The sequence below is a fragment of the Synechococcus sp. KORDI-49 genome, assembly GCF_000737575.1.
In the GTDB taxonomy this organism is placed as follows: Bacteria; Cyanobacteriota; Cyanobacteriia; order PCC-6307; family Cyanobiaceae; genus Parasynechococcus.
Genome location: NZ_CP006270.1, coordinates 1842953 through 1868869, shown reverse-complemented (window position 1 = coordinate 1868869; position 25917 = coordinate 1842953). Strand labels below are relative to the sequence as shown.

At 64.3% G+C, this 25917-nt stretch carries 24 protein-coding genes and 1 tRNA gene; 13 read left to right on the top strand and 12 right to left on the bottom strand.

Translation table 11 applies throughout. From position 1 onward, the window contains the following. Window positions 1–20 precede the first annotated feature (20 nt). On the bottom strand, window positions 21–1583 hold the full coding sequence (purH, locus tag KR49_RS09390; RefSeq protein ID WP_043694539.1) for a bifunctional phosphoribosylaminoimidazolecarboxamide formyltransferase/IMP cyclohydrolase: 1563 nt from the start codon (window positions 1581–1583) through the stop codon (window positions 21–23). 56 nt (window positions 1584–1639) lie between these two features. On the opposite strand from purH, the gene KR49_RS09385 reads away from it, so the two are divergent. Next, the gene (locus KR49_RS09385) at window positions 1640–2200 is read left to right on the top strand and encodes an alpha/beta hydrolase (RefSeq protein WP_043694535.1); all 561 of its coding nucleotides are present in this window, start codon (window positions 1640–1642) and stop codon (window positions 2198–2200) included. 4 nt (window positions 2201–2204) lie between these two features. Here KR49_RS09385 and KR49_RS09380 read toward each other — a convergent pair whose 3' ends face one another. Beyond that, on the bottom strand, window positions 2205–2573 hold the full coding sequence (locus KR49_RS09380; RefSeq protein ID WP_043694532.1) for a DUF3155 domain-containing protein: 369 nt from the start codon (window positions 2571–2573) through the stop codon (window positions 2205–2207). Between the two features lie 388 nt (window positions 2574–2961). On the opposite strand from KR49_RS09380, the gene KR49_RS09375 reads away from it, so the two are divergent. Beyond that, on the top strand, window positions 2962–4101 hold the full coding sequence (locus KR49_RS09375; RefSeq protein WP_043694529.1) for a sensor histidine kinase KdpD: 1140 nt from the start codon (window positions 2962–2964) through the stop codon (window positions 4099–4101). Here the strand turns inward: KR49_RS09375 and KR49_RS09370 are convergent. After that, window positions 4055–4810, bottom strand: a complete 756-nt coding sequence (locus KR49_RS09370; RefSeq protein ID WP_043694526.1) for an adenosylcobinamide-GDP ribazoletransferase — start codon at window positions 4808–4810, stop codon at window positions 4055–4057. The genes KR49_RS09375 and KR49_RS09370 overlap by 47 nt on opposite strands. A 50-nt stretch (window positions 4811–4860) precedes the next feature. On the opposite strand from KR49_RS09370, the gene tgt reads away from it, so the two are divergent. Both tgt and KR49_RS09360 read left to right on the top strand, forming a co-directional pair. Further along, complete coding sequence (gene tgt, locus KR49_RS09365) at window positions 4861–5979, top strand: tRNA guanosine(34) transglycosylase Tgt (RefSeq protein ID WP_043694521.1); 1119 nt, start codon at window positions 4861–4863, stop codon at window positions 5977–5979. 31 nt (window positions 5980–6010) lie between these two features. Further along, window positions 6011–6154 carry a photosystem II reaction center protein K gene (locus KR49_RS09360; protein ID WP_043694518.1) on the top strand — a complete coding sequence of 48 codons (144 nt, stop codon included), beginning with the start codon at window positions 6011–6013 and terminating at the stop codon, window positions 6152–6154. 9 nt (window positions 6155–6163) lie between these two features. On the opposite strand, the gene KR49_RS09355 is transcribed toward KR49_RS09360, so the two are convergent. Further along, complete coding sequence (locus KR49_RS09355; RefSeq protein ID WP_043697255.1) at window positions 6164–6904, bottom strand: WecB/TagA/CpsF family glycosyltransferase; 741 nt, start codon at window positions 6902–6904, stop codon at window positions 6164–6166. A gap of 48 nt (window positions 6905–6952) precedes the next feature. On the opposite strand from KR49_RS09355, the gene KR49_RS09350 reads away from it, so the two are divergent. Further along, complete coding sequence (locus tag KR49_RS09350) at window positions 6953–10144, top strand: glycoside hydrolase family 15 protein (protein WP_043697252.1); 3192 nt, start codon at window positions 6953–6955, stop codon at window positions 10142–10144. A 7-nt stretch (window positions 10145–10151) separates the two neighbouring features. Here KR49_RS09350 and KR49_RS09345 read toward each other — a convergent pair whose 3' ends face one another. From KR49_RS09345 to KR49_RS09335, 4 genes are all read right to left on the bottom strand, one after another. Next, window positions 10152–11159, bottom strand: a complete 1008-nt coding sequence (locus tag KR49_RS09345; RefSeq protein ID WP_043694516.1) for a Gfo/Idh/MocA family protein — start codon at window positions 11157–11159, stop codon at window positions 10152–10154. 37 nt (window positions 11160–11196) lie between these two features. After that, entirely contained in the window at window positions 11197–12480 is a 1284-nt protein-coding gene (locus KR49_RS09340) for a hemolysin family protein (RefSeq protein WP_043694514.1), read from the bottom strand. A gap of 13 nt (window positions 12481–12493) precedes the next feature. Next, a tRNA-Ile gene (locus KR49_RS13945) sits at window positions 12494–12566 on the bottom strand. 17 nt (window positions 12567–12583) lie between these two features. Further along, window positions 12584–13042: a hypothetical protein gene (locus KR49_RS09335; RefSeq protein ID WP_052378222.1), complete on the bottom strand. Its 459-nt coding sequence runs from the start codon at window positions 13040–13042 to the stop codon at window positions 12584–12586. A gap of 59 nt (window positions 13043–13101) precedes the next feature. Between KR49_RS09335 and pyrE the strand changes: the two genes are divergently transcribed. Beyond that, the gene (gene pyrE, locus KR49_RS09330; protein WP_043694512.1) at window positions 13102–13686 is read left to right on the top strand and encodes an orotate phosphoribosyltransferase; all 585 of its coding nucleotides are present in this window, start codon (window positions 13102–13104) and stop codon (window positions 13684–13686) included. Then, a complete protein-coding gene (locus KR49_RS09325; RefSeq protein ID WP_043697245.1) occupies window positions 13683–14498 on the top strand; it encodes a folate-binding protein YgfZ in 816 nt (271 codons plus the stop codon). Before pyrE ends, KR49_RS09325 begins: the two co-directional genes overlap by 4 nt. On the opposite strand, the gene KR49_RS09320 is transcribed toward KR49_RS09325, so the two are convergent. Beyond that, window positions 14465–15967, bottom strand: coding sequence for a TM0106 family RecB-like putative nuclease (locus KR49_RS09320; protein WP_043694509.1), 1503 nt, complete (start codon window positions 15965–15967; stop codon window positions 14465–14467). The two genes, KR49_RS09325 and KR49_RS09320, sit on opposite strands and share 34 nt — an antisense overlap. Before the next feature lie 53 nt (window positions 15968–16020). Here KR49_RS09320 and KR49_RS09315 point away from each other — a divergent pair, with 53 nt between their 5' ends. The 6 genes from KR49_RS09315 to KR49_RS09290 all read left to right on the top strand — a co-directional run bounded on the left by KR49_RS09315 (window position 16021) and on the right by KR49_RS09290 (window position 22974). Beyond that, on the top strand, window positions 16021–17484 hold the full coding sequence (locus KR49_RS09315; RefSeq protein WP_043694506.1) for a phosphoglucomutase/phosphomannomutase family protein: 1464 nt from the start codon (window positions 16021–16023) through the stop codon (window positions 17482–17484). Further along, entirely contained in the window at window positions 17481–18062 is a 582-nt protein-coding gene (gene rdgB, locus KR49_RS09310) for an RdgB/HAM1 family non-canonical purine NTP pyrophosphatase (RefSeq protein ID WP_043694503.1), read from the top strand. The genes KR49_RS09315 and rdgB overlap by 4 nt, the downstream gene beginning before the upstream one ends. Window positions 18063–18138: 76 nt before the next feature. Further along, window positions 18139–19176: an SAM-dependent methyltransferase gene (locus KR49_RS09305; protein WP_043694499.1), complete on the top strand. Its 1038-nt coding sequence runs from the start codon at window positions 18139–18141 to the stop codon at window positions 19174–19176. After that, a complete protein-coding gene (locus KR49_RS09300; protein WP_043694496.1) occupies window positions 19176–20228 on the top strand; it encodes a Glu/Leu/Phe/Val dehydrogenase dimerization domain-containing protein in 1053 nt (350 codons plus the stop codon). Before KR49_RS09305 ends, KR49_RS09300 begins: the two co-directional genes overlap by 1 nt. Beyond that, complete coding sequence (locus KR49_RS09295; protein ID WP_043694493.1) at window positions 20225–21415, top strand: FAD-dependent oxidoreductase; 1191 nt, start codon at window positions 20225–20227, stop codon at window positions 21413–21415. Before KR49_RS09300 ends, KR49_RS09295 begins: the two co-directional genes overlap by 4 nt. Window positions 21416–21426: 11 nt before the next feature. After that, complete coding sequence (locus KR49_RS09290; RefSeq protein ID WP_043694490.1) at window positions 21427–22974, top strand: BCCT family transporter; 1548 nt, start codon at window positions 21427–21429, stop codon at window positions 22972–22974. 7 nt (window positions 22975–22981) lie between these two features. Here KR49_RS09290 and KR49_RS09285 read toward each other — a convergent pair whose 3' ends face one another. The 3 genes from KR49_RS09285 to hisB all read right to left on the bottom strand — a co-directional run bounded on the left by KR49_RS09285 (window position 22982) and on the right by hisB (window position 25916). Further along, entirely contained in the window at window positions 22982–23713 is a 732-nt protein-coding gene (locus tag KR49_RS09285) for an SIMPL domain-containing protein (RefSeq protein WP_052378221.1), read from the bottom strand. Window positions 23714–23776: 63 nt separating this feature from the next. Further along, on the bottom strand, window positions 23777–25246 hold the full coding sequence (locus KR49_RS09280) for a carotenoid oxygenase family protein (protein WP_043694487.1): 1470 nt from the start codon (window positions 25244–25246) through the stop codon (window positions 23777–23779). 61 nt (window positions 25247–25307) lie between these two features. Then, window positions 25308–25916, bottom strand: a complete 609-nt coding sequence (gene hisB, locus KR49_RS09275) for an imidazoleglycerol-phosphate dehydratase HisB (protein WP_043694484.1) — start codon at window positions 25914–25916, stop codon at window positions 25308–25310. Window position 25917 lies beyond the last annotated feature (1 nt).

Sequence of the window (25917 nt, the reverse complement as noted above, 5' to 3'; positions counted from 1 at the left end):
TCGACGGTCCCCGACCTGTGTCAGTGCAGAAAATGGCGGCGTCCCGTGAGCAGCATCGTCATCCCGAGCTCATCACAGGCCTGAATGGACTCCGCATCCCTGAGACTGCCGCCGGGATGAATCACGGCCGCGATGCCATGCTCCGCAGCGAGACGGACGGTGTCGTCAAACGGGAAGAATCCATCGCTGGCCAGTACTGAGCCGGCGGCCTTGTCCCCCGCGGCCTCCAGCGCGAGTCGGGCGGAACCCACCCGATTCATCTGACCGGCTCCGATCCCCAGGCTCTGGCCGTCCCTGGCCACGACGATGGCATTGGAGCGCACATGGCGCACGAGGCGCCATGCGAACTCCAGATCCCTTTTCTCCTGGATGGAGGGCGGTCGTTGCGTGGCCACGGTCCAGGTGTCCGGCTCACAGGGACGATCGTCCAGATCCTGAACCAACAGACCGCCAAGAATGCTGCGGACATGATCAGGGCCAGCAGCATCCACGGCCGCGGCAGACAGCTCCAGCAATCGAAGATTCGGTTTCGACGCCAGGATCTCCCGTGCGTCGGGACTGAAGCCAGGGGCCACGACACATTCCAGAAACAGACTGGTGAGCTCGCGCGCAGCCGCAGCCTCCACCAACCCGTTGATCGCGACGATCCCCCCGAACGCGCTGATGCGATCACCATCGAGGGCCCTTGTGAGTGCCAGCGGCACCGCGGCGGCCACCGCCACCCCACAGGGATTGGTGTGCTTCACAACCACGGCGGCGGGCTGCTGGGCCGGATGCTTGCCATCAGAGCCGTAACCGAACTCCCGAACCGTGGCCAGGGCCGCTTCCAGGTCCAGAAGGTTGTTGGTGCTCAGTTCCTTGCCCTGCAACTGGATGGCACCACCCCAGCCCTGCTTCGCATGGCTGTACCAGCAAGCCATCTGATGCGGATTTTCGCCGTAGCGAAGGGTCTGCCTCAAGGGAACAGCCTCGAGCCAGGGGCTCCCTTCATGGGACACCTGCCCTGACATCCAGCGGCTGATGGCGGTGTCGTAGGCGGCTGTGTGCTGAAAGGCTTCTAGAGCCAGCTGTCGGCGCAGATCCTGCGGCACACCGTGTCGACTTTCATCCATGGCAGCCAGCACCCGGTCGTACTGATCAGGGCTGGTGAGAACCGCCACATCGGCATGATTCTTGGCAGCAGCACGAACCATGGCCGGACCGCCGATGTCGATGTTCTCGATCGCCATCGCCCAGGTGACATCCGGCTTGGCGATCGTTTCCCGGAAGGGATAGAGATTCACCACCACCAGATCAATGGCAGGAATGTTCTGCTGCTGGAGATCGGCCTGATGGGCGGGATCATCCCGCCTGGCCAGGATGCCTCCGTGAACACGCGGATGCAGGGTCTTCACCCTCCCACCGAGAATCTCCGGTGCTCCGGTGTGCTCGGAAACCCGATTAACAGGCAGTCCTGCCTCCTCAATCACCTTGGCCGTGCCACCGCTGGACAGCAGCTCGTAGCCATGCCGGCGGTGCAGAGCTTCAGCAAGAGGCACCAGACCGGTCTTGTCGGAGACACTCAGCAGAGCGAAAGGAGCCATCAGGGCCAGGCTGCGCAGTCATGGGCCAACCTACGCAGCAGTGATCCGACGTCTCCATGCATCACCGCATCGTGCTGCTGCATGGCTGGGGAGCCGATGCCGATGATCTGCGTCCGGTTGGTGATGCTCTCGCAGACGAACATCCATCGCTGTTGGATGTGATCTGCCTCTCGGCACCGGAAGCCCGTCCCGAAGCATCAGGTCGTCAGTGGTACGACCTCTTCCCCCCGCGTTGGGACCGCGTGCCTGAGGCGGTGGCTCTCCTCCGCCGGCGTCTCCTCGATCTCGCCGACAGCGATCATCCCCTGGAGAAGACCGTCCTGATGGGATTTTCCCAGGGTGGTGCCATGAGCCTGGACAGCGGCTGCTCTCTGCCATTGGCAGGGGTGATCTCATGCAGTGGCTACCCGCATCCCGATTGGCAACCACCTCAACACCACCCTCCCGTTCTCCTGCTCCATGGCTCAGGGGATCCGGTGGTTCCCGTGACAGCCATGGAGTCGATCTGGGAACGGCTGCAGGGGGATCGCCGTCAGCGAGTCACATTCCAGGACGGTCACACGATTCCCCATGCCGCACTGCTGCCGATGCAGAACTTTCTCGGCAGCGTGCTCTGAAAACTCAGACGAAGGCGTACTCGTATTCCTCCATCTCCTCCCAGTCGTCCGCTGCCATGTCGAGACCTTCAAACAAGGTGTCTTCGCCGACGGAATCAACGATGGAGCGCAACGAAGGAAACAGGAAGTGGTTCTCTTCGGCGTACTGGGCGCTGAACAGCCCCTTTTCGCCCCAGAAGAAACGGTCGGTGGTGTGCTCGTTCCGGCGCACATTCAGGAGTGCGGGTGGAACAAGACCGGCCTCGGCGATGTAGCGGCGTGCCGCGGTCACCGGCTTGTACTCACCGGTTTCCAGATGATGGGTGGCCACATGCGCCAAAACCCGCTGTCCGGCGAGACGACGACGACTGATGCGCTTGCGCTTCTTGGACATGAACGGATTCCGGGGTGAGGGTTACTGGGGATGTGTGGACAAGACGGTTATGAACCGGAGACGCCTGAGCCTGTCCGGGCACTGCGCGTGATGGATCTCGACGCAGGAACGTCATGAGCCGCGTCATGCAACGGTGAAGGACTTGCCGTCACCATCGGAAGAACACCAACACCCCAGCAATGCCGGAGTCGGCACCCAGCAAAGAACGCTTCAGTCTCTGCTGTAGCTTTGGTCGCGATAGAAAAGCAACCTTTGCGAGTGTTGATGGACACACGCTCATGCTGAGCGGTGTCTCAGCCGATAAAAGGATCTTAAGACTTTTCCCAGATTTTTCAAGTCCCCTTAACCAACCGCCTGCGGTTCTGTCGTCATCCGCCCATCTGTACCCATGCAGCTGACGGATCGCTTTCTTGGTTTTGCCGATCAGCAGCTTGAGGGGATCTCAGGGGGTTCGGGGCTGCGCCGTCTCGGGCTGTATCTGAGTCAGCCCGCGGCGGATCAGAGCCCCTCCCTCGTCCTGATCCGCCAGTGGTCCATCGATGACCGGCAGCTGCCGCCCGCCGACAACGATCCTGAACTGCGCCTGCCTGCCCGCGGGCGTCGCTGGTACCCGCTGCAGGACGGTGATCTGATCCTCGGAGCACTGCGGGCTGATCTGGATCCCAGAGAGGATTGGACCTCGGATCTGGATGCCCGGCTTCGCCTCTGTGCCGGAGCGATCAGCCACGGCCTCTCCAGAGAACTGGAATGCCTTCAGCTGCGTGACCAGCTGACGCAGCAGAAGGATCAGCTCCGCACACTGATCCATCAGCTGCGGAATCCCCTGGCGGCGCTGCGCACCTATGCCCAGCTGCTGCTCCGCAGGCTTGAAGCGGACAGTCAGCACCGTTCCCTCGTGGAGGGGGTGTTGACGGAACAGAACCAACTCGGCCGTTACATCGATGCCCTTGCCGGCCTGGGAGGACCGACACTTCCGGCCACCGGTGATCCTTCCGCGCCACTCCTGCTGCCCCCCGGCCCAGCCGAATCCGACATCACCCTCAAGGAACGGCTGGTTCCGCTGATCGAACGGGCGAAAGCCATGGCCAATCTGCAGGGACGGCCCTGGTCTGGGCCTGAGCAATGGCCCGCGTGGTCCGAACAGACCACGGGCGGGGCTGCGGTGAGTGAGATCGTTGCCAACCTGCTGGAGAACGGATTCCGCTACAGCCCCCCGGGCTGTGCCATCGGCCTGGCCCTGATGGAGGACGGTCTCGCGGTCTGGGATGCCGGACCACCCATCGCGGAACATGAGCGCAGCCGAATCTTCGAGCGGGGCGTGCGCGGAGAGGCCGGACAGGAACGGCCAGGAACAGGCCTGGGCCTGTCCCTGGCCCGCCATCTGGCAGAGCGGAACGGCGGAAGCCTGCAGCTGTGCGTCAGGCCCGGCGACCAGCCTGTGGTCTCTCCAAGTTCTGATCTGCCGGCGCTTGGCAACCTGTTCAGGCTGACGTTGCCGCCGGTATCAGGGAGAGAACCAGAAGCGTGAAGCCCTCGGTCAGCACCAGCGAGGCCCCGTAAGAGTCACCCGTGTGACCGCCGAGCCGTCGTCCGAGTCGATCAGCACAGAGGACGGCGACGGGCAGACCCACCAGGGCCGACACAGGATCTGAGAGCCATGCCAGGAGAGGCAGCGCCAGCAGTGCCGGGACCGCATCCAGCCACGGGCGGCCATGCCGCCGATGGAAGGCCGCGGAACCCTCCGGCCGCAGATAGTCGAACCGCGCCATCGCCCAGAGCGGCGCCACCCGCGCCCAGAACCCCGTCAAAAGCAGCGCGATGGGAGCAAAGGATCCCAGTTGGATCAGCGCAGCCACCTCCAGAAGGAGCAGCATCACCAGCGCCAGAACACCGCTGGCACCGACACGACTGTCCTCCATCGCGATCAGACGACGCTCCACCCCTGCGGCCAGACCATCGGTGGTGTCCATCAACCCGTCGTGATGCAGCCCCCCGCTGAGCCAGATCCCAACAGCAAGCACCAGCGGAGCCAGCGCGATCGGCGACCAGCCCAGCTCTGTCAGCACCCACCAAAGAACCGCCTGCGAGCTGCCGATCAGAAGGCCGATCCAGGGTGCGAAGCGAGCGATGCGTCTGAACCGTGGCGGCGGCCATGGCCAGGCCGGCAGCACGGTGTAGAAAATCCAGGCTCCGGCGAGATCCGCGAGCCAACAGGGCGGGGTCCGCGCGATGGCCATGCCGGGTGGGTCAGCTCTCACCGTAGGTTCAGCGCAGGGGTGCCACGGACTTGTTCGGCTTCCAGATCACAGCGCATTGCCCGCGGACAGCTGCCCGCTGCGGCCGCTTCACAACGCCTCACGGGGTGGTTCAGACCCCTCGGTTCATGCCGGTGGGGACCCTGGCGACGGTGAAGGGCGTCAGCACCGGGCAGCTGCAGGAGACCGGCGCCCAGATGGTTCTCTCCAACACGTACCACCTGCATCTCCAGCCGGGGGAGGACATCATTGCCGAGGCGGGTGGTCTCCACCGCTTCATGGGCTGGAGCGGTCCAATGCTGACCGATTCAGGCGGCTTCCAGGTCTTCAGTCTCGGCGATCTGAACCGCATTGATGACCGTGGAGTGGTGTTCCGGAACCCGCGCGATGGACGGATCATCGACATGACACCCGAACGCGCCACATCGATCCAGATGGCGCTGGGTGCCGATGTAGCCATGGCCTTCGATCAGTGCCCTCCCTATCCGGCAACAGAAAATGATGTGGTGGATGCCTGCCGGCGCACCCACAGCTGGCTGGAACGCTGCGTCAACGCCCACACCCGTGAGGATCAGGCCCTGTTCGGCATCGTCCAGGGCGGTTGTTTCCCCCATCTGCGACGGGAGAGCGCCCGCGCGGTCTCGGCCTTCGAGCTGCCGGGCATCGCCGTCGGTGGGGTGAGTGTCGGAGAACCGGTGGAGGAGATGCACCGGATTGTGAGGGATGTCACCCCTCTCCTCCCCGTGGACCGCCCGCGCTACCTGATGGGAATCGGAACCCTGCGGGAGATGGCCTTGGCTGTGGCGCACGGCATCGACCTGTTCGACTGCGTGCTGCCCACCCGGCTGGGCCGTCATGGCACGGCCCTGGTGGGAGGCGAACGCTGGAATCTTCGCAACGCGCGCTTCCGCCATGACCACACTCCCCTCGATCCAAGCTGCCGCTGCATCGCCTGCACAGGCCACACGCGGGCCTATCTGCATCATCTGATCCGCAGCGACGAATTGCTCGGCCTGACCCTGTTGAGCATCCACAACATCACCCAGCTGATCCGCTTCACCAACGCCATGGCGGCAGCGATTCAGGACGGTTGTTTTTCAGAGGATTTCGCTCCCTGGGAGCCGGACTCCCCAGCTCACCACACGTGGTAGCGTCCAGCCCTCGCCCGAATCGACACCAGGGATGGCCGCTTACACCCTCGACCTGCTGGCACAGCTGCCCGAGGCCTACCAGGCCTTCTCTCCACTGATCGACATCCTGCCTCTGATTCCGGTCTTCTTCCTGCTGCTTGCCTTCGTCTGGCAAGCATCCGTCGGCTTCCGCTGAACACCCGGTTCAGGCCCGACCCTTCCGCAGCACATCCCAGACGAAGGCCGGCAGTGACAGCATGCGACGCCAGCGGCTCGGTTCCTGAAGCAGCCGGTAGAGCCACTCGATCTGCCATCTGCACATCCAGGCGGGAGCACGACGTTTGACGCCTGCCCAGACGTCAAAACTTCCCCCAACACCCATCCAGACACCACTAGCGCCCTGGCAGACCCGCTGGGACCAGGTTTCCTGGCGAGGCACGCCAAGGGCGATCAGCACAAGATCCGGCTTCAGGTCCCGCAGTTCAGCCTCCAGACCCGGCCAGGCCTCGGCAGGCTGGTAGCCGTCCACCGCCAAAGCCAGATTCAGGCCAGGAAGGCGCTGCGGCAGCTCCCGCCGCAGCACATCCATCACAGCAGGCGCTGATCCCACAAGGGCCACGCGCCATTGATGAGCCGCTGCGTAGCGAAGCAAGCTCCAGGCCAGCTCGATCCCGGCGCTCTTCACCACGTTCACCCCCTGCAGCGACAGGGCCCAGACCACTCCGGCACCGTCCGGAATCACAAGATTCGCCGTGGCGATGGCCTGGCCAAGCTCCGGGTTGGCCCGGGCCGCCATGGTCATCTCGGCATTGAGCGTCACGATGCGGCCGCCACCGGCGGCATGCAGTCCGACCGCTGCCGCACGCACATCGCGACAGGCATCAACGGGAACTCCGAGAACGCTGCAGCGGCGACGGTCGTCGGGGTTGGTGCTCACGGGATCGATCACCGAAGGGCGGCGTTGGAGAATTTAAGGATGGTGGTGGAGCGGCTCATGGTTGTGTCGGCAACGGAGACCGTCAGCGACCCAAGCCAGAGCGACCGGATCCTGGAGCGACTGGATCGATCGATCGAAAGGGTGGTGCTGCAGCGACAGGACCCGATCAGCGGACTGCTGCCTGCCAGCACCGCCCACACCGTCCACGGCGATTACGGCGATGCCTGGGTGCGGGACTGCGTCTATTCCATCCAGTGCGTGTGGGGGCTTGCCCTCGCCCACCGACGACGTCATGGCGCGCGCTGCAGTCGGGCCTGGGAGCTGGAACAGCGTGTGCTGGCCCTGATGCGGGGTCTGCTGCGATCGATGATGCGGCAGGCCGGAAAAGTGGAGCGGTTCAAGAGCAGCCTCGACCCCGGCGACGCCCTCCATGCCAAATACGACAGCCGCAGCGGTGAGCCCGTGGTGGCCGATCACGCCTGGGGTCATCTGCAACTGGATGCCACCTCGCTCTATCTGCTGCAGCTGGCCCAGCTCACCCGCGGCGGTCTCCCCGTCATCCAGAGCAGGGATGAAGCGGACTTCATTCAGAACCTGATTTACTACGTGGCGAGGGCCTACAGGACCCGCGACTACGGCATCTGGGAACGGGGCGACAAGGGAAACCATGGGCTGCCGGAACGCAACGCCAGTTCCATCGGAATGGCGAAAGCCGCCCTGGAGGGGCTCGAGGGGTTGGACCTCTTCGGCCACCACGGTGACGGCAGCCGTCAACTGCTGATTCCTCAGGGAGCCATCGTGCGGCTGAGACGGGCGCTCGAGAGCCTTCTCCCCCGGGAATCGGCCAGCAAGGAAGCCGACAGTGCCTGCCTCTCGGTGGTGGGCTACCCCGCATGGGCGGTAGAAGACCGCTCTCTGATCGAGCGAACGGTGCGACGGATCCGACGGGAACTCGGCGGCGCCTACGGCTACAAGCGGTTCCTTCGCGACGGGCACCAGACACCGGTGGAGGACGTTTCACGACTGCATTACGAGCCGGAGGAGTTGTCGGCCTTCGAGGGGATCGAATCGGAATGGCCGCTGTTCCTGGCCTTCGAACTGGTGACGGCCTGCTGTGAAGAACGGTGGGACGACGCCCGCCGCTGGCGAGCCCGACTCACCCCCTTGGCGGTGGAGCAGGACGGGGAGCAGCTGTTCCCGGAGTTGTACCGGGTACCCGACGACAAGGTGGACCAGGAACGCCAGGTCCCCGGCAGTCAGCCCCGCCAGGCGAACGCCAACCTGCCGCTGATCTGGACCCAGAGCCTGGTCTGGGTGGGAGACATGCTGCTCGCACGACTGATCACGCCGGAGGACCTGGATCCCTGCGAACGGCGTTCACCCACCACCCTTGGAGCCGAAGCGGTGCTGGTCGCCATGGCTGCCGAGACACCATCTGTGCTGGAGGCGCTGATGGCAGCAGGTCTGCCGGTGGACGGCGGCGGCGACGTGACGGTGCGGGCCTCCGCCGAGCTGAGTGACGATCTCTGTGTGCTGGGAAGCAACGCCAAGCTCGGGCTCAGTGGTCAGCCGGGACAGCGCATTGAAACCGAGGAAACTGCCCGGTTCTACCGCCGGCGGGGCATCGCCATGGCCCATACGGCTGCGGTGCTGGAGGACAGCAACAGCTATCTGGCCGATGACCCGTTGCAACTGGCGGACACCGTTGTGGATGAACTGCATCTGCTCCAGCGCCACTGGCGTGGGGAGGGGCTGCCTCTGCTTCTGATCCCGGTCGGAGCGGAGGCGCTGCAACGCCACCCGGAGGCCTTCCTGAAACTCGGTCATACCCTTCAGTCGGGTGAGATCGCCGGAATCCCGGTCCGGTTCGACCGGCTGAGCGAGCTGGCGCCTCACGGACAGTGGCAAGCGCTTCCGGAGCCCTCCGATACACCGACCAGGCAGCGGCGCGTCCGCGACCAGTCACCACCGCTGCTGCGCGACGCCACCGATCTCAGGGACCTGACGGCCGCCGAGGAGCAGGAACTGGATGAGACCTCGATCGAAGAACTGCAGATTCGGCTCTGGAACAGCGCTTCTCTGCACGAGCAGGCCGAAGTGCTCGAACTGCTGCAGCAGCGACAGGGCGGCGGTGGGATCCAGGGGACCAAGCAGGGGCAGCCCGTGGATATCGATGCACTGTTGGACGAGGTTTATCACCGGGGACTTCATTGCGGAGACTGGAGTGTCGTGCGTCGCTGCGCCGGCGCCATGGGGATGGTGCATCCCCAGCTGGAGGATGCCCTCACCGATCTGCTGGTCCGTCAGAAGCAGGTGGTCGTCGGTCGCAACTACACCGCCGACTCCCGATTGAGCACGCCGCAGGACAGCAGTGCGATCGCGGCTCTGATCGATCGCACCAGCGGCCGCGACGGTCGCGAACGGATGCTGGAACAGGAACTGCTGCTCGCCCTCGACAGCGTGGCCCGACGCGAGCCGGATCTCCTCAAGGGCAGCCTGACGCTCCAGCTCGGACAACTGCTGCTGCTGCTCACCTCGGAACTGGCCGCCGAGCAGCAGCTCAGTCAGGACGAGGCCTTCGAAGCACTCTGCAACGAGGCACCGCACGCGGTCCGCTGTCGTCTGCGTGCCGTCTTGACGGACGTGGATCACGCCCGCGCGGCACTGAAGCGGGGGGAACAGCTGCATGTGAGCGGCCGCGTGCAGTGGAAGGTGCCTGATCCGCTGGCGGAGCCTCCCAGCAGCGGGGACTGGTTGCAGCACCGCATCCGACTCGGGACGCTGCAACGGGTTCCCCGCGATTTCTACGCCGGCATCTGGTCCCTGCTGCAGCACTGCCGCGGCCTCGTGATCGGGGACAAGCTGGAGCGCCGCAACCGACTCAACAGCCGTCTGATCCTGGAAAAGACAGCTGGGGAACGCAACTTCGCCACCCAGGTGGAGCACCTGCTGAGCCGGATCACGGCTCCGGAGTACCGGCAGCTCTGCACCGAATGCCTGCTCTCCCTGATGGCCTTCGTGGAGGCCAACCCGGAGGTGCGATTCGATGACGATCTCGCCCTGGATGTGGTGATCGGCCATGCCGTGCGTGTCGGTTGGCAGCAGGGCCACCCTGAGCAGGACCCCAGCTCCTACGCACAGCACAAAGCCATGGCCTGGGGTCAGTTCTACGGCTCCTCCCCGGATGTGTGTCGCCGCTGGCAGATCGCAGCCCTGCGGGAACTGGCGGAACAGGAAGGGCTGGTGTGATCGGAGATCAGATCGGCTCAGTGAGCGGCACGCCCATGTCGGGATGCTCGACCGCCTGCTCGATCAGGTCCGCCAGTCGCAGCGCCCTGGACGCCTGCTGACCATCCACGGCCGGGGTCTCCCTGCCCCGGACGCACTGCAGGAAGTGTTCCAGTTCGGCGTAGAGCGGCTCGATCGACGTGGTGCTCACCTCCTCGATGAAGCCGTCATTTCGGTACAGGAGCTCGCCATGGTCCGCGGAATACCACTCATGGGCGCGGCGATGGATGTGAAGGGTGTGGTTGAGAAAATCCGTCTCCACGAGGCTCGAGCGGCAATGCGCACTGAGGCTGCGGATCTTGCGGTGACTCATCTTGCTGGCGGTGAGACTGGCCACGACGCCGTTGTCGAAACCGAGGGTGGCGTTGACGTAGTCGATCGGGCCTTCGGAGCTGCGACCTCCGGCCGCCGCGAGACGCACCACCGGCGCCTGGGCCAGCTCCAGCACGAGATCGATGTCATGAATCATCAGGTCCAGAACGACCGAGACGTCGTTGGCTCGATCGGCATGAGGACTGTGGCGGCGCCCTTCCAGGACCACCACCTCCTCATTTGCCACCACCTTCGTGAGTTCCCGGAACGCGGGGTTGAACCGCTCGATATGGCCAACCTGGAGCAACCGGCCGGCACGCGTGGCCGCCTCGATCAGCGCCGCAGCTTCATCCTGGCTGGCCGCGATCGGCTTCTCGATCAGAGCGTGAAGGCCGGCATCAAGGCAGGCCATGCCGACGGAATGATGCAGAAGGGTCGGAACCGCGATGCAGACCGCCTCCACCTCCGAAAGCATGGTCCGGTAATCCGCGAACCAACGACACCCGAACTGCTCGGTTGCCAGCTGTCCCCGCGCTGCATCCGGATCGGCCACACCCACCAGATCCGCATCCTTGAGCAGGCTCAGCACCCGGGCATGGTGCCAACCCATGTTGCCGATACCTATCACCCCGACCTTCACCGGAACCATGGGGTCGGGAGACATCAGCGAGCCCTGGACGCAGGGGGAGATTATCGGGGATTCACTTGTCATCCTGAGTCTGATCCGGCAGGACCAGACGGACCCGCTCGATCCGCGGCCCGGCCATGGCTGTGATTTCGAACTGAAGACCGTTGAAGCGCAGGGCTTCTCCGGGGGACGGGATGTGCTGCAGCCGCTCCAGCAGGAACCCCGCCAGCGTGTGATGGTCGTCTGCCTCGGGAAGCTCGAGGTTCAGCTGCCGGTTCAGCTCGAAAATCTCGAGATCCCCAGCCACCAGCCAGATCCCCGGTTGATCCTCAACCGGCTGCAACTCGGGCTCATGGGGATCGTGCTGCAGCTCGTCCCCCACGATCTCACCGGTGAGATCCGCGGCGGTCACCAGACCCTCGGTGCCACCGTGTTCATCCACCACAAGAATCAGAGGCTGCCCGCTGCGGATCATCGGCAGCAGTTCAGCGAGGGTGCTGGTCTCCGGCACGCGCACGGCTGGCTGCAGATAGGGCTCCAGGGGAGACTCGGCAACCAGTTCACCCCGGGAGATCGGTTCCGCCATCTGCCGTAGATCGAGAATTCCCCTGACGTCATCCAGCGACTGCCCGATCACCGGGAAACGGGCATGGCGCGTGTGGTGGACGGCTTCCATCATCTGAGCGAACCGCACGTCCACCGGCAGGGTCACCATCCCCGACCGCGGCACCATGACCTCACGGACCTGGGTATCGCGCAGCGCGAAGACCCCCTCGAGGATGTTGCGCTCGTCCGGGAAGAGACCCGTGACCCGGCCGGATTCGATCAGGGTTTCCAGCTCCCCGGCCGAGAGCACCGGCACCAGGGCATCCCACTGGGGCGCCAGTCCTGCCAACCGCAGCAGAAGTGCCGACAGCGATTCCAGGACATTGATCAGCGGGGACAGACAGCGCATCACCGTCTCCAGGACAGGAGCCAGCCGCAATGCCGCCGACTCGGGACGATTGAGCACCCAGGCCTTCGGCAAGAGACCGGCAACGAGCGTCGCGCTCAGAACGATTGTCAGAAACAGCCCCGTATCCAGCCAGACAGCGCCGGCAGTTCCGTCCGGCCAGAGCCGCATGCCGAGTCCACGACCAGCCCAGCCGAGCGCGACGATGGCGAGAGTCGCTCCCAACTGGGACACCATCAGAGCCCGTTTGAGGTGACGCTGCAGGCGCTGAACAGCTGCTGCGCCGCGCAGCCCTTCCTCCACCAGCACCTCAACGCGGCTGGGTCGCAACCGCAGCAGTGCGATTTCGGCAGCGGCAAAAAAAGCCGGCAGGACCATGAGCAGGACCAGCAGGAACAGCCGCATCAGAAGAAGTGGATGGGGGTCGCGAGGATCGAACTCGCCTTAGGCGAATTATGAGTTCGCTGCATTCACCAGATTGCTAGACCCCCGGGGTCCTGCCTGAGTGTTACCACAATGGAGCTGTCCCTGGGACGCTCCCGGACAGACCAGCATTGAATCCATTCGGCAGATCCATGGTCCTCCAGGGAATCGCAGGACTCTGCTGCTCCAGCAGAGCTGCCGTGGTGTTGTGAATCGCACTGCTGTCCCAAATGATCGTCTGATCGGGGAATCCCAGACCCATCCATCGGTTGCCATCCGTTCCACCCCGAGCGACACCGAACAGGTCAGTGATCTGATGCATCAGATCGACCCCCCTGGCATAGGGAGCGGTCCAGGTGAAGAAGCGTTGAGTGACCAGCTTTGAGGTGGACTGAACCGGCTCGCAGACCGTGACCTCCACCGGGGCCGTTCCCGGCTCGCCGACCTCCAGGGAGCTGCTGCAGAGGACAGGACCTGCCTGGACTGGAAGAGCAGCCACCTGCATCAGGAACAGCAGAAACGGAACCGACAGCAGCCGCTGCATCGCGGGACGTCATGCCTCTGAGCGCAAACTAAGGAACGTTGTTGCGTGCGGCTAGTCCCATGCCCAGTCCTCCGGCCCCTGCGGAAGACCCGACCAGGCTCCTTCTGAAGCGCCTTGCCATGGAGGCTTACCGACGGGGGACGTTCAAGCTGGCTTCAGGCCGCCAGAGCGAGCATTACGTCAACTGCAAGCCGGTGAGTCTCAGCGGTCGAGGCCTGGCTCTGATCAGCACAGCCATGCTGGCTCATGTGGAGGAGGACGCCGCCGCCGTCGCCGGTCTCACCCTTGGGGCTGACCCGCTCGTGAGCGGGGTGGCGATGGCGGCGGCCCTGTCCGACAGGCCTCTCGATGCTCTGATCGTGCGCAAACAGGCGAAAGGCCATGGAACTGCCGCCTGGCTGGAGGGTCCTCTGCCGGCGCCAGGATCGATCGTGACCGTTCTCGAAGACGTTGTGACCACAGGAGGTTCAGCCCTCAAAGCCGTGCAGCAGCTGCAGGACGCCGGCTTCCGCGTGCAGCGGGTCGTCACCATCGTGGATCGTGAGGAGGGAGGTGCAGCCGCAATGGAATCGGCCGGGCTGGAACTGATCAGCCTCTATCGACTTTCAGAGGTGGCCGGATGCGCCCTGGAGCTCGCGGCATGACCGCAACACTGCTCTGGCAGGACGACTTCCCGCTGCTGCGGCTGGAGGGGCCGGGAGCCCGTGACTTTCTCCAGGGTCAGACCAGTGCCGACCTCAAGGAGATTCCAGATGGTGTTCTGGTCCAGAGCTGCTGGCTGAGCGCCACAGGACGGCTGAGGGGGCTGCTGGAGATCCGGATGGATCCGACGGGCGCGGATGTTCTGGTGCTGGCTGGTGAGGCCGACGCCATCACCAATGGCTTCGATCAGGTGATCTTTCCGGCTGATCGCGTCCGCGTCAGCGCTGGCAGACGCCAACAGCGTCTTCAGACCCTTCCCGACGCTGACACCGTGGCCTGGCTGCTCCCGGGGCAGGGGCTTCCGAAGGACTGCTCGGACCTGCCACTGGCGGATGCTGATGCCCTCGAACAATGGCGACTCCTTCAGGGTTGGCCGTCGAGCCAAGAGCTGACAGGCGACACCAATCCCTTTGAACTTGGCCTGGCAAGGCGGATCAGCCTGTCAAAAGGTTGCTACCTCGGCCAGGAAACCATGGCCAAGCTGGCGTCGAGCGGTGGGGTGAAGCAGCAGCTGCGCTGCTGGAGCAGCACAGCTGCGATCAGTGCCGAAGCGAAACTCGGATGCAACGGTGACCGTGCTGGTGTCGTCACCTCCAGCCTGGAGGTGACGCCAGGTCAACGCTGGATCGGTCTTGCGCTGGTGCGCCGGCAATGGCTGCAGGAAGGGGAGCTTGAGGGACCGGAAGGTCAATGTCTGATCCTTCAGCGGCCTGGAGGGTTTCAGGACCCGCCGGTTTCTGCCGGTTCCTCCTGATCAGGAGCACCATCCCGCTTCAGCAACCATTCAGCGACAGCCCAGGTCGCCAGACAGTCATCGCGGTTGTACCGGAAGATCCGATCCAGGGCATGGGAATGTCCCCGGCGTCGTTCACCTTCCCCCTGCCACTGACGCCACCAGAGCAGCGCACGGGCCCCATCGGCGCCGGCCTGACCCCAGCGGAATCCCCGCCAGGCCGCAACGGATTTGAGTCCGTAGCTGTTCAGCGGCAAGCGCCAGTGGCTGCGCACCCTGGCGTGCACATCCACGAGCCGCTGCCGAAGGTCGGTGAGATCAGCATCCGCAAGTCCCTGGCGCTGGGCCATGCGTCGCAGGGCCAAAGACTCCGTTTCTCCGTAATGCAGCACGGGCCAGGAGGCGAATCGATCCAGCAAGCACGTCAACCGTCTCCAGCTGCGTTCCTCCGGATGGTCCTGAAGCATCAGGACAGGGTGGTATTTCGCGGCATGCGGCAGCCAGGCCCCGCTGGAATCCCTGGGCAGGCAAACGAAACCATGCAGGAAATCGTGACGGGCGTCGGGATCCGACTCGATGTCGTACAGCAGAACTCCGGGCGCTGTCTCAAGCTCCGGCACAGCCGGTGACCTCAGCAGACGTTCCACCCGGCCGTCCCGCTGGACCCGTGCCTGGGCCACCAATGTGCGCGCCACCACGCCGTGCTGATCGCCGAAGCGTTCCATCTGCGCCGCCAGCCGATCGGGTTCAGCCGCCGCCAGATCCTCGAGGCCGCGGATACCGATCTCCATCAGCATTTCGCGCCGACGGGCGCCGATGCCGCTCACCTCACTGAGATGCCCCTCGGAGGCGGCAACGGCGTTGCAACTGACTCGCCAGCTGCAGAGAGAACACTTGCGACGATCCGCCGCCAGCGCCGGAGGTTGGGAACGCTGCAGATCCTGGCCCAGCTTTCGCAGAGCCTCGCTGAGCTGGCGACGGAGACCTGAAGACAATCCGACCCGGTCCCGCTCCAGCCGCCGACCGGATCCCCCCAGCACCAGCAGGTCCTGGACAGGACTGTCCTGAACCTGCTCCAGAAGATGGCCCATCAGGGCCAGGGGCAGCTGATGTTCCCTGGTGAGACGACGACCCTGACGGGCAATGACCGGCTGGTAGGCGAAAGCCCCCCAGCGGCTCTGTCCCTTCACCCGTCGAAGCAGGGGTGGATGGGCCTCGAGCGGCTCCCCGGAAGGACCAGTGCCCTTCAAGCGCAGACCGACAACCGACTCGGCACCATCGCGACAGGACGCCTCTCCCCGTCCGGGAGGCTGCCGTAGAAGCGCCGCGAAACAACGCTGCTGATCATCGAGCTGAAGATTGCGATGCGCGGTCCACAACCGATCAGCCGCATCACCATGACGATCCAGCCACGCCTTGCGCCGACAGCGCAGCCAGCTGCGCAGCAAACGATCGGTGAGAGCGTTGTCGGCAGGCGGGGTGTCACCCATGAGGCGACCCTACGGCGCGCAACTGCTAGATCCTGTTCGCTGCCAGGTGTTCCATGTCCTCAGCCCCCCTGCCTCTGCACCCTGCTCCGATCCGATTCGGCACCGATGGCTGGCGTGGCGTTCTCGGGGTGGACATCACGGTGGAACGCCTGCTGCGTGTGGCGGCGGCAGCGGCTCAGGAACTCGCCCATCGCGCCCCGGCAGGCCTTGAGAGTCGCACCGTCGTGATCGGCTATGACCGGCGCTTTCTGGCACCTGAACTGGCCGAGGCGATCACAGCCGCCGTCCGCGGCAGCGAGCTGGAACCACTGCTCACCGAGACAGCTGTGCCCACACCCGCCTGCAGCTGGGCGGTCGTTGAGCGACGTGCCCTGGGCGCTCTGGTGATCACCGCCAGTCACAATCCCTCCGAATGGCTGGGGCTCAAGATCAAGGGGCCCTTCGGTGGTTCGGTGGAGGGTGACTTCACCGCCGCTGTGGAGAGACGACTGGCTGCCGCTGGGATCACAGCTCCGATTCAGGGAACGATCCACCGCTTCGACGGAAGGCGGGAGCATCTGGAGGGTCTGCGCCGCAAACTCGATCTGACGGCCCTGAGAGAGGGACTCAGGTCCATGAACCTGAAGGTGATCGTCGACCCGATGCATGGCTCGGCGGCGGGATGTGTCTCCGAGCTTCTGGACTGCTCCGGCGATGGTCTGGTGGAGGAGATCCGCAGTGAGCGCGACCCACTGTTCGGCGGTCATCCGCCGGAACCGCTGGCTCCTTACCTGAGCCAGCTGATCACTGCGGTGCAGGCTTCAACGGCAGCGGGGACGCCGGCGGTCGGACTCGTGTTCGACGGAGACGGAGATCGGATCGCCGCTGTGGATGAAACGGGCCGGTTCTGCAGCACCCAGCTGCTGATGCCGCTCCTGATTGATCATCTGGCTCGGGCCAGGCAACTGCCTGGAACCGTGGTGAAGACCGTGAGTGGCTCGGACCTGATGCGCCTGGTGGCCGAGGGGCTCGGGCGCGAGGTTCAGGAGCTGCCCGTGGGTTTCAAATACATCGCTGCGGAAATGCTGGCGGGTGAGGTCCTCATCGGCGGAGAGGAATCAGGCGGTGTCGGATTCGGAATGCACCTACCCGAGCGAGACGCCCTGTTCGCGGCGATGCTGGTGCTGGAAGCCCTGGTGGAGAGCGGGCAACCGCTTGGGGCACGTCTGAATGACCTGCAGCAGCGCCACGGCGGAGCCAGCCATTACGACCGGCTCGACCTGCGGCTGGCCGATATGGACGCCCGCCGGCGGCTGGAGACCCTGCTGGCGGATGCACCACCGGAGGAGGTCGCCGGCACCGCCGTGCAGAGCGTGATCAGCACGGACGGCATCAAGCTCCGACTGGGACCGAGCCACTGGCTCATGCTGCGCTTCTCGGGCACCGAGCCGTTGCTGCGTCTCTACTGCGAAGCCCCCGATGCCGAACGGGTCAACGCCGTGCTGAGCTGGGCCCGACGCTTCGCCGAAGCCGCATGAAACGTCTGATCATCGCCAGTGGAAACCAGGGCAAGATCCGCGAATTCCAGGGCCTGCTCGGCGCGCTTCCTCTGGACGTGCAACCCCAGCCCAGCGGTCTGGACATTGAGGAGACCGGCGCCAGTTTCGCCGCCAATGCCCGCATCAAGGCTCGGGCCGTGGCGGCCGCCTGTGGCGAATGGTCCCTGGCCGATGACTCGGGCCTGAGTGTCACGGCCCTGGACGGAGCCCCCGGTGTGCATTCGGCGCGCTATGCACCCACAGATCCCGAGCGGATCGCAAAACTGCTGGATGCTCTGGGTGAGGTTGAGGACCGTTCTGCCTGCTTTATCGCTGCCCTTTGCCTGGCCGCACCCGACGGGACGGTGCTGCTGGAGGTGGAGGGTCGCTGTGAGGGCTCGATCACCACTGAGCCCCGCGGCGACGGAGGCTTCGGCTACGACCCCGTCTTCGAGGTGTCGGGCACCGGCCTCACCTTCGCCGAGATGCCGCTCAGCGAAAAGAAGCATCACGGGCACCGGGGGCGGGCTTTCGCCCAGCTGGAACCAGGCCTCAGGGAGCTGCTTCAGGCCGCCTGAACACACCCAGGTGCTCTGTGTCACGGGGGGCTGAAAAACGAGTCCTGTACGGTGAACCCTGCCGCTGACGAGGTTCATGGCCATCGCCATGACCACGGGTTACAGCGCGCAGACCGAAGGCGCACTCCTCTGCATCGAAGCCGCCTCGGACTGGGCCTTGACTTGTGTTGACCAACTGGCTGTCTCTGACAGTCACGTGCTGATCGATTACGGAGCCGCCGACGGCGGCACTGCCGTCGGTCTCTGGAATCAAGTGCTGGATCGCCTGCATGGCAACCAGCCCGAGGCCCACCTGACCCTGATCGGCAACGATCTGCCGAGCAATGACAACGTCGCTCTGGCCGAGAACCTGGCCCTGCAGATCCCGCGCCCTGCGAAACCGACGGTGCTGGTGAGTGCCCGCAGCTTCTACGAACCCTCCGTGGGGCCGAACACGGTGAGCTTCGGCTTCTCCGCCACCGCGATGCACTGGCTGAGTGCATCACCTGGCCAGCTGGAGACGCATACCCATGTGCTCGCCTCAGGGGATGCAGAAGCACTGGAGCGCTTCACAACCCAGGCGATGAAGGACTGGACGTTCATCCTCGAACTGCGCAGCCGCGAACTGAAGGTCGGCGGGCGCCTGCTGACCGTGAACCTCTCCCGCGATGGGGAAGGCCGCTATCTGGGTCACAACGGTGGCGAAACCCGCAACGTGCATGACCAGCTGCATCAGATCTGGCGTGGCCTGGCTGATGAAGGCGTGATCTCCGAGGAGCAGTACCGCAGTGGAACGGTTCTGAATTTCTACAAGTCTCCAGAGGAGTTCATGGCTCCGCTGAAGGACACCACCTCAGCGCCCTATCGCAACGGCCTGCGGCTGGTGAACGAACGCACGGTGTATGTGAAGTGCCCGTACCGCCGCCGCTGGAACGAGAACGGAGACACCGCTGCTTTTGCAGCAGGACTGATGGCCACCATCCGCAGCTGGAGCCGGCACAGCTTCGCCAGCGTGGCAGGAGACAGCGTCGCTGATCAGGTTTACACGCAGCTGGAGCAACGCATCGCTGAAGCTCCGAGTGAGTGGAGCCTGGATTACGTCGAGCACCACCAGATCATGGAGAAGGTCGCCTGATGACAACCCAAACAAGACCCACACCGAGTGTCTCGGTGCTTGCCGAGCACGTCTCGGATCACCTCTCGGTGTTCGTGGTGGCGGAGGACACCGACGCCAAGCGACCTGCCAACGGTGGCCTTCGTCTTCTCAATTACCCCAGTGATGAAGCCTGCATCGCTGATGGCGAACGTCTTGCAGGGTTGATGACCCACAAGCACGATCTCTATGGCACCGGTTTCGCCGGCGGCAAGATCGTGGCCCGGGCCTCGGAGCCTGCAGCGGTCAAGGATGAACTGATCAACATCACCGCCGAGCTGCTGCAGTCGCTCGACGGAGCCATGATCACCGGCTGTGACCTCAACACCAGCCTTGAGGACATGGAGCGGCTGACCGAGCTCACACCGCACGTGCTGGCTGCGGTCGGCAGTCCGGTGGATGCCAGTGCTGCCACGGCTCACGGCACCCTGGGCGCCGTCGAAGCCGTGCTGGAGACGGACCTGAAAACTGCCAAGCCCGGGCGCGCCCTGGTGCACGGATGCGGCGCGGTGGGAGGCACCGTCGCCCGCGCCCTGGTGGACCACGGCTGGACGGTCTTCACCGTGGATCTCAGTCGTGAACGGGCTTCCATACCCGGCGCGACGCCGCTGCCGCAGGGATGCTCCTGGTGGGAGCTGAAGCTGGACCTGCTGCTGCCCTGCTCCATCTCCGGCCTGATCGATGCAGCCATGGCAGACGCCCTCCGCACGGAGGCCGTAGTTCCGGCTGCCAACGCCCCCTTCCAGAACCCGCAACTGGCCGATGAGCTGCGCCGCCGTGGCATCCGTGTGCTGCCGGATCCCCTGGTGAATGCGGGTGCCGTGATTGCCGATTCCATCGAGCGGTTCTCCCCGGAGGCCTGGAACAACGCCGGTGCGGAGGACGTGTATTCCTTCGTGCGCTGCGAGGTCCGGCAGCGGGCCGCCAACTACCTGAGTCGGCGCGATCAGGGGCTCTCGGTTGGGGCTGCTCTGGTGGACGTGGCTGAATCCAGCAGCGACCCCATCGGCCTCAGCTTCGGAGATGCCGCATGACCCAACCCTCCTCTCTGCCGTCCCAGGCCGCTGTCGTGATCATCGGCGGCGGAATGGCCGGGCTCAGCTGCGCCGCCTCCCTGGCCCGTCACGGCATCGGCGATGTGGTGCTGCTGGAGGCCAGGACCCTGGCCCATGCCAGGGCGAGCAGCTTCGGAGAAACCCGGATGTTCCGCGAGATGTACTCCGATCCGGTGCTCTGCAGGCTTGCTCAGGAGGCCAATCGCCTCTGGAGGGAGGAGGAAACCCATGCCGGAGAGCAACTGCGCGAAACGCACGGACTGCTCTTCTACGGCGAAAGCTGGGATGAGGAAACGATTGAGGGATCGATTCCCGGCGCCCGCCGCGTGATGGACGACCAGGGCATTCCCTATGAAGCCCTCCGTGCTGAAGAGATCAAGGCACGGTTTCCGCTGAACCCGAAACCGGACTTCACCGGACTGTTCGAGCCCACCGCCGGCGCGGTGCGCAGTGACAAGGTGATCGCCCACTGGACCCGCACCGCCCGCAACGCAGGTCAGCAGCTGATCGAACACTGCCCCGTGGCCGGCATCGATCCCGATGGCGCGGGCGTCACCCTCGAGAACGGCCATCACATCAGCGCAGGCCAGGTGGTGGTGACCAGCGGCATCTGGAGTCAGCTGCTTCTGGCTCCGCTGGGGCTGGCTCCGAAACTCGAGGTCTGGCCCATGCTCTGGGCCCATTACACCGTCGATCCGGCCCTGGCCGATCGCTATCCCCAGTGGTTCTGCTTCCAGCAGAAACGCGGGGACGACGGCGGTCTCTATTACGGCTTCCCCGTTCTCAGCCACACGGCTGATGGCCGCCCGCGGATCAAAGCCGGGATCGACTGGGCTCCCCAGGAGCTCCGCGTGGCCGAGCCCAATGCCATGGCCACGGAGCCGCCGCCAAGGCTTGTGGAACTGCTTGACACCTTTCTGTTCAACAACGTTGAAGGCGTGCAGGAGCGCGTGGAAACGGTGATGAGCCCCTACTCCATGACCAGTGATGTGAATTTCGTGCTGGATCGGCTCAGCCCGAATCTCAGCCTGTTCACGGGAGGCTCCGGTCAGGCCTTCAAGTTCGCCCCGTTGATCGGGGACTCCCTGGCACGACTGGCCAGTGGGAACCAACCCGCCGTTGATCTGTCCTGCTGGAGCCACCAGCGCACAGCTGTCCGTCTCTGAGCCCGTTTTCCATGTCTGATTCCGCCAAGACCCCACGCCACTGGATCCGGGAAAGCCCTCTCTGGGTCGGGGCCGGACCGCTGCTGATCTTTCTGCTGGTGGCTGCTGTCGATCTCACCCTGGCTGAAACCTTCACCAGCGAAGGCAAGGCCTTCGTGAGTTCCCTGCTGGGAGGTGTCTGGCTCTGGATGGTTGTGGTTCTGTTCCTGATCGCCATGGGCATGGCCATCAGCCCCCTCGGCAGCCTCAGGCTCGGAGGGCCCGAGGCAAAGCCCAGCCTGAAATTCTTTGACTGGTGTGCGGTGCTGATCTGCACCCTGCTGGCAGGGGGAGGAGTGTTCTGGTCCGCTGCCGAACCGCTCACCCATTTCCAGTCCCCGGCGCCCCATTTCCAAGGCATCGAAGGCAGCAGTGCGGCTGCGGTGGATCCGGCTCTTGCGGTCAGCTTTCTCCACTGGGGTTTTCTGGCCTGGGCTCTTGTCGCCACCACCGTGACGATCACCTTCTCGATCCTGGAGCGACGTGGTGAGCCACTCCGGCCGCGAACCCTGCTGGTGCCGTTGCTTCCCAAAGCCATGGTGGAGGGGCCGATCGGCGCACTTGCCGACGGACTCTCCGTGGTTGCTGCCATCGCAGGCACCGTCGGACCGCTGGGGTTCCTGTCGCTTCAGCTCAGCAATGCGGCGGGAAAACTGCCGTGGCTCAGTGACACGGCCGGCATGCAATCCCTGGTTGTTGTGCTGCTGACGGCGGTGTTCGCCACTTCAACGGTGAGTGGCATCCAGAAGGGCATCAAGTGGCTCTCTGAACTGAACGTATGGCTGACGCTGGCCATGGCGAGCGGACTGCTGCTGCTCGGCCCTGGCTGGTTTCTGATCCAGCACTTCGTGAGCGGATTTTCCACCTACCTGACGCATCTTCCCCAGATGGCTCTGAACCGGACCTCCGCCAACGAGGGCTGGGTCAATGGCTGGACCGTTTTCTATTGGGGCTGGTTTCTTGGATATGCACCCCTGATGGGCCTGTTCACTGCAGGAGTCAGCCGCGGACGAACCATCCGGGAGCTGGTGCTGGCCGTGGCGATCCTCTGTCCGTTGGTGACCAACATCTGGTTCACACTTCTCGGCGGCACCGGCATGGCCCTCGAGCTGGATAAAGCGGGGGCCATCAGCGGTCCCCTTGCCGCTGAGGGACACGCAGGAGCGCTGCTGGCGATCCTCCAGCAACTTCCCATCTCGGGAGTGTTCATCCTGGTGGGCCTGGTGCTGGTGGTGCTGTTCATGTGCACCAGTGCCGATTCGATGAGCTACGCCGCCGCGATGGTGGTGAGCGGTCGCCAGGAGCCCCCAGCCGCACTGCGCCTGTTCTGGGCTCTGATCATCGGCAGCCTGACGCTGGTGCTGCTGCGGATCGGATCGGGTGCCGATTCCATCGATGCCCTCCAGGCATTCATCGTGATTGCTGCCGTCCCGGTCACACCGCTCGTGCTCGGAACCCTGTGGAGCGCCCCCCGCCTGGCCTGGAAGGAGCTGTCGAGAATCAACACCCAATCTCTGTGATTAGGGATCAAAACAGGCAGTAATCCAGCTGCATGCGCACCGCGATCTCTGGATCCGGAGCTTCATCCGGCCTGAATGGCGCATCCTCTGAAACTGATTTCAGCATCGGCCGCGGAATGCCGCCGATGCTGGTTCTGTTGATGCGGATCAGCTTCACCCTGGCTGCACCGATGGCTTTGGCCGTTCTCTCAGCTTCTTGTTTGCCACGCCGCAGACCAGCCTGCATCAAGCTCTGCTTCAACGTCTCCGAATCGTCCTGATCAGGGATCGACTGCATCCCCACAAGGCGAACTCCGGGCAACCGTCCGACCGACTGAATCAGTGTGTTGTAGTTCCCCCTTTTCGTCTCACCGGACACGCGCACACGGCTGCTCTGACGGGATGTGGTGGGCGAAGAAACCGTGAGCGTCCCTGATACCAGGGGATTGAGCTGCAAGCGAAGCGTTGAGAGTCTCTGATTGAGCTGATCCATGGCCGCCTGCTCGCGATCTCCCTCACCATTGAGCAGGAGATGGAAACGGAAACGATCGATGGAGAGTGGGCCGGTCTCGTTGATCGACAGCTGCAGCACCGTGCCAGCGCAAGGAGGCTCCTGAGCCTGCACGGCAGCTGTTCTGGGGACAACAGCTGTTGCTGCCATGGCTGTACCCAGTGCAGCAAGCACGAGATTGATCGTTCGACGAACTGAACTGCGCAACTTGATCCAGCTGCTGCTTCCTTCGATATAGATCCGCTGCACACACTGAATGTGTCCAGTGGATGTGCAGAAGGGGCCTGGTTGTGTGCAGATCCGACTGAGCTGTCAGTGGGTCGGAGCCCAGCTGCCGTGCAGACCGTGGGGGACAGGCAGAGGCAGCTCCAGCAACGCCACCTCAGACAGATCGCGCGCATCAAGGATCACCAGATCCGATGCCTGGCGGGCTCCGTTCCAGACCAGGTCCAGCACCCAGCCGTCATCCTCCGCCTCAGCACCGGGGCGGCGCACCATCAGCGGCTCACTCACAAATCCGCGGGGTGCAGCACTCCACGTGTGGGTGGTGCCGGACTTCAAATCAAGCTTCTGAATCGCCTGAAGCGGATCGTTGCCGGTTTCCCGCTCCGCCACCGCCATCCAGGCGTACTGGGCACTCAGCCCCTGACGGTCTGGATTCACCATGGCGAACTCGCAGGTGCGCTCTGAGATCCGCTCGGTCTGCACGGTTTCACGGCTCAAATCAAGGCGGCAGCGGTGCAGGATCCCTTCAGGCACCGTGTCGAAATCCACCTCAGCGAAATCCTCATCAGGACCGATCGTGGGGAAGTCGTCGTACACGATGCTCTCCACGACCACGTGATCGCCGTCCTCAAAGGCGTTGAGGTGGTGGAAGACAAATCCATCGGGGGCCTCGAGGATGCGGGGCTTCTGGCCGGCGAAACGACCGGAATCCCGCGGGATCAGCCAGAAGCGCCCCTTGCCGCCCGGCTTGGACTGCAAACACTGGGCTGCTCCTTTCTCACCGGTGACGAAGGGCAGGGGGTTGAAAGCGATGGCGTTCTGCAGGAACACCGCCCAGTTGGCGGTGATGGCGAAATCATGCAGAAAAGCGAAGCCTGGAAAGCTGTCGGAGCGGTCGTGAAGCAGCGCACCGGCGTCCGGACCTTCGGTGGCGAACTCCATCAGCCGGATGGTGCTGCGGGGCCCTGTTTTGACCCCGAAGGTGACCATGCAGGGGCGGCCGTGGTGACCTGGATCAAACCGAGGATGGGCACTGAAGGCTTCACCCTTCTTGAGCACACCATCCAGACGCGAGAGTCCGCGGGTCTCCAGGCTCTCAGGATCAAGGGCATGGGGTTCAGCGGCCTCCCAGAGGGCCAGCAGCTGATCACCCAGGCGCACCACATTGGTGTTGGCGATGTTCTTCAACCGCAGGTCGAAGGCGTTGGCCAGCCGCCCGCCGGGCTTCTGGCTGCCGAACACACCGCGATACAGCACCTTGTCCGCCTTCTCCTCCGCCAGCCAGCCCTCCGTGCGCACGAAGCGGTTGGTCAGCTGCACGCGTCCGTTGTCGAAACGCATGGCGGCGATCATGCCGTCGCCATCGAAGGGGTGATGAACGCGATGTCCGTCACGCTCGAGGCGACCGGGACCATTGCGGTAAAACGTCCCGCGGAGTTCCACCGGCACCGTTCCACGAACGGGTGACAGCGCCACATCGGTGAGCTCCTGTTCCACATTGACGAAGGCACTGGCCCAGTCGCTGCGGTTGTAGGGGCGGGCAGGAGCGACGGTCACGGGCAGGCGATCGATACCACCCCATCCTCTCGTAACGGACTGTGAAGCGCGGCTTCGGTGATCAGTTGGCTCCCGCCTGCTCCAGCACGCCCTTGCTGCTGGGAATGGCACCGGCCCGACGTGGGTCGATTTCCGTGGCCATGCGCAACGCCCGGGCGAAGGCCTTGAAACAGGCTTCCACGATGTGGTGGGAATTCACGCCGTCCAACTGGCGGATGTGCAGGGTGAGGCCACTGTTGTTCACCACGGCGACGAAGAATTCCTTCACCAGCTCGGTGTCGTACGTGCCGATTTTCTGGGTGGGGATGCTGAGGCTGTAGCTCAGATGAGGGCGGCCTGAGCAGTCGAGAACCACCTGCACCAGGGCTTCATCCAAGGGCGCCACGAAGTGACCGAAGCGGTGAATGCCGCGACGGTCACCCAGGGCCTGAGCCAGGGCCTGGCCCACAGCGATGCCCACATCCTCATTGGTGTGGTGATCATCGATGTGGGTGTCCCCCACCGCCTTGATCTCCAGATTGATCAGTCCGTGGCTGCTGATCTGATGGAGCATGTGGTCGAGAAAAGGAACTCCGGTGCTGGCCTGGCACTGACCGGTGCCATCCAGATCCAGCCGCACCTTCACATCGGTCTCGCCGGTGACCCGATGGATCTCTCCCTGCCGTGCCATC

Excerpts from the sequence above, each read along its gene's own strand:
- purH (WP_043694539.1), bottom strand. The coding sequence starts at position 1,583 with ATGGCTCCTTTCGCTCTGCTGAGTGTCTCCGACAAGACCGGTCTGGTG.
- KR49_RS09385 (WP_043694535.1), top strand. The coding sequence starts at position 1,640 with ATGCATCACCGCATCGTGCTGCTGCATGGCTGGGGAGCCGATGCCGAT.
- KR49_RS09380 (WP_043694532.1), bottom strand. The coding sequence starts at position 2,573 with ATGTCCAAGAAGCGCAAGCGCATCAGTCGTCGTCGTCTCGCCGGACAG.
- KR49_RS09375 (WP_043694529.1), top strand. The coding sequence starts at position 2,962 with ATGCAGCTGACGGATCGCTTTCTTGGTTTTGCCGATCAGCAGCTTGAG.
- KR49_RS09370 (WP_043694526.1), bottom strand. The coding sequence starts at position 4,810 with ATGGCCATCGCGCGGACCCCGCCCTGTTGGCTCGCGGATCTCGCCGGA.
- KR49_RS09360 (WP_043694518.1), top strand. The coding sequence starts at position 6,011 with ATGGCCGCTTACACCCTCGACCTGCTGGCACAGCTGCCCGAGGCCTAC.
- KR49_RS09350 (WP_043697252.1), top strand. The coding sequence starts at position 6,953 with ATGGTTGTGTCGGCAACGGAGACCGTCAGCGACCCAAGCCAGAGCGAC.
- KR49_RS09345 (WP_043694516.1), bottom strand. The coding sequence starts at position 11,159 with ATGTCTCCCGACCCCATGGTTCCGGTGAAGGTCGGGGTGATAGGTATC.
- KR49_RS09340 (WP_043694514.1), bottom strand. The coding sequence starts at position 12,480 with ATGCGGCTGTTCCTGCTGGTCCTGCTCATGGTCCTGCCGGCTTTTTTT.
- KR49_RS09335 (WP_052378222.1), bottom strand. The coding sequence starts at position 13,042 with ATGCAGCGGCTGCTGTCGGTTCCGTTTCTGCTGTTCCTGATGCAGGTG.
- pyrE (WP_043694512.1), top strand. The coding sequence starts at position 13,102 with ATGCCCAGTCCTCCGGCCCCTGCGGAAGACCCGACCAGGCTCCTTCTG.
- KR49_RS09325 (WP_043697245.1), top strand. The coding sequence starts at position 13,683 with ATGACCGCAACACTGCTCTGGCAGGACGACTTCCCGCTGCTGCGGCTG.
- KR49_RS09320 (WP_043694509.1), bottom strand. The coding sequence starts at position 15,967 with ATGGGTGACACCCCGCCTGCCGACAACGCTCTCACCGATCGTTTGCTG.
- KR49_RS09315 (WP_043694506.1), top strand. The coding sequence starts at position 16,021 with ATGTCCTCAGCCCCCCTGCCTCTGCACCCTGCTCCGATCCGATTCGGC.
- rdgB (WP_043694503.1), top strand. The coding sequence starts at position 17,481 with ATGAAACGTCTGATCATCGCCAGTGGAAACCAGGGCAAGATCCGCGAA.
- KR49_RS09305 (WP_043694499.1), top strand. The coding sequence starts at position 18,139 with ATGGCCATCGCCATGACCACGGGTTACAGCGCGCAGACCGAAGGCGCA.
- KR49_RS09300 (WP_043694496.1), top strand. The coding sequence starts at position 19,176 with ATGACAACCCAAACAAGACCCACACCGAGTGTCTCGGTGCTTGCCGAG.
- KR49_RS09295 (WP_043694493.1), top strand. The coding sequence starts at position 20,225 with ATGACCCAACCCTCCTCTCTGCCGTCCCAGGCCGCTGTCGTGATCATC.
- KR49_RS09290 (WP_043694490.1), top strand. The coding sequence starts at position 21,427 with ATGTCTGATTCCGCCAAGACCCCACGCCACTGGATCCGGGAAAGCCCT.
- hisB (WP_043694484.1), bottom strand. The coding sequence starts at position 25,916 with ATGGCACGGCAGGGAGAGATCCATCGGGTCACCGGCGAGACCGATGTG.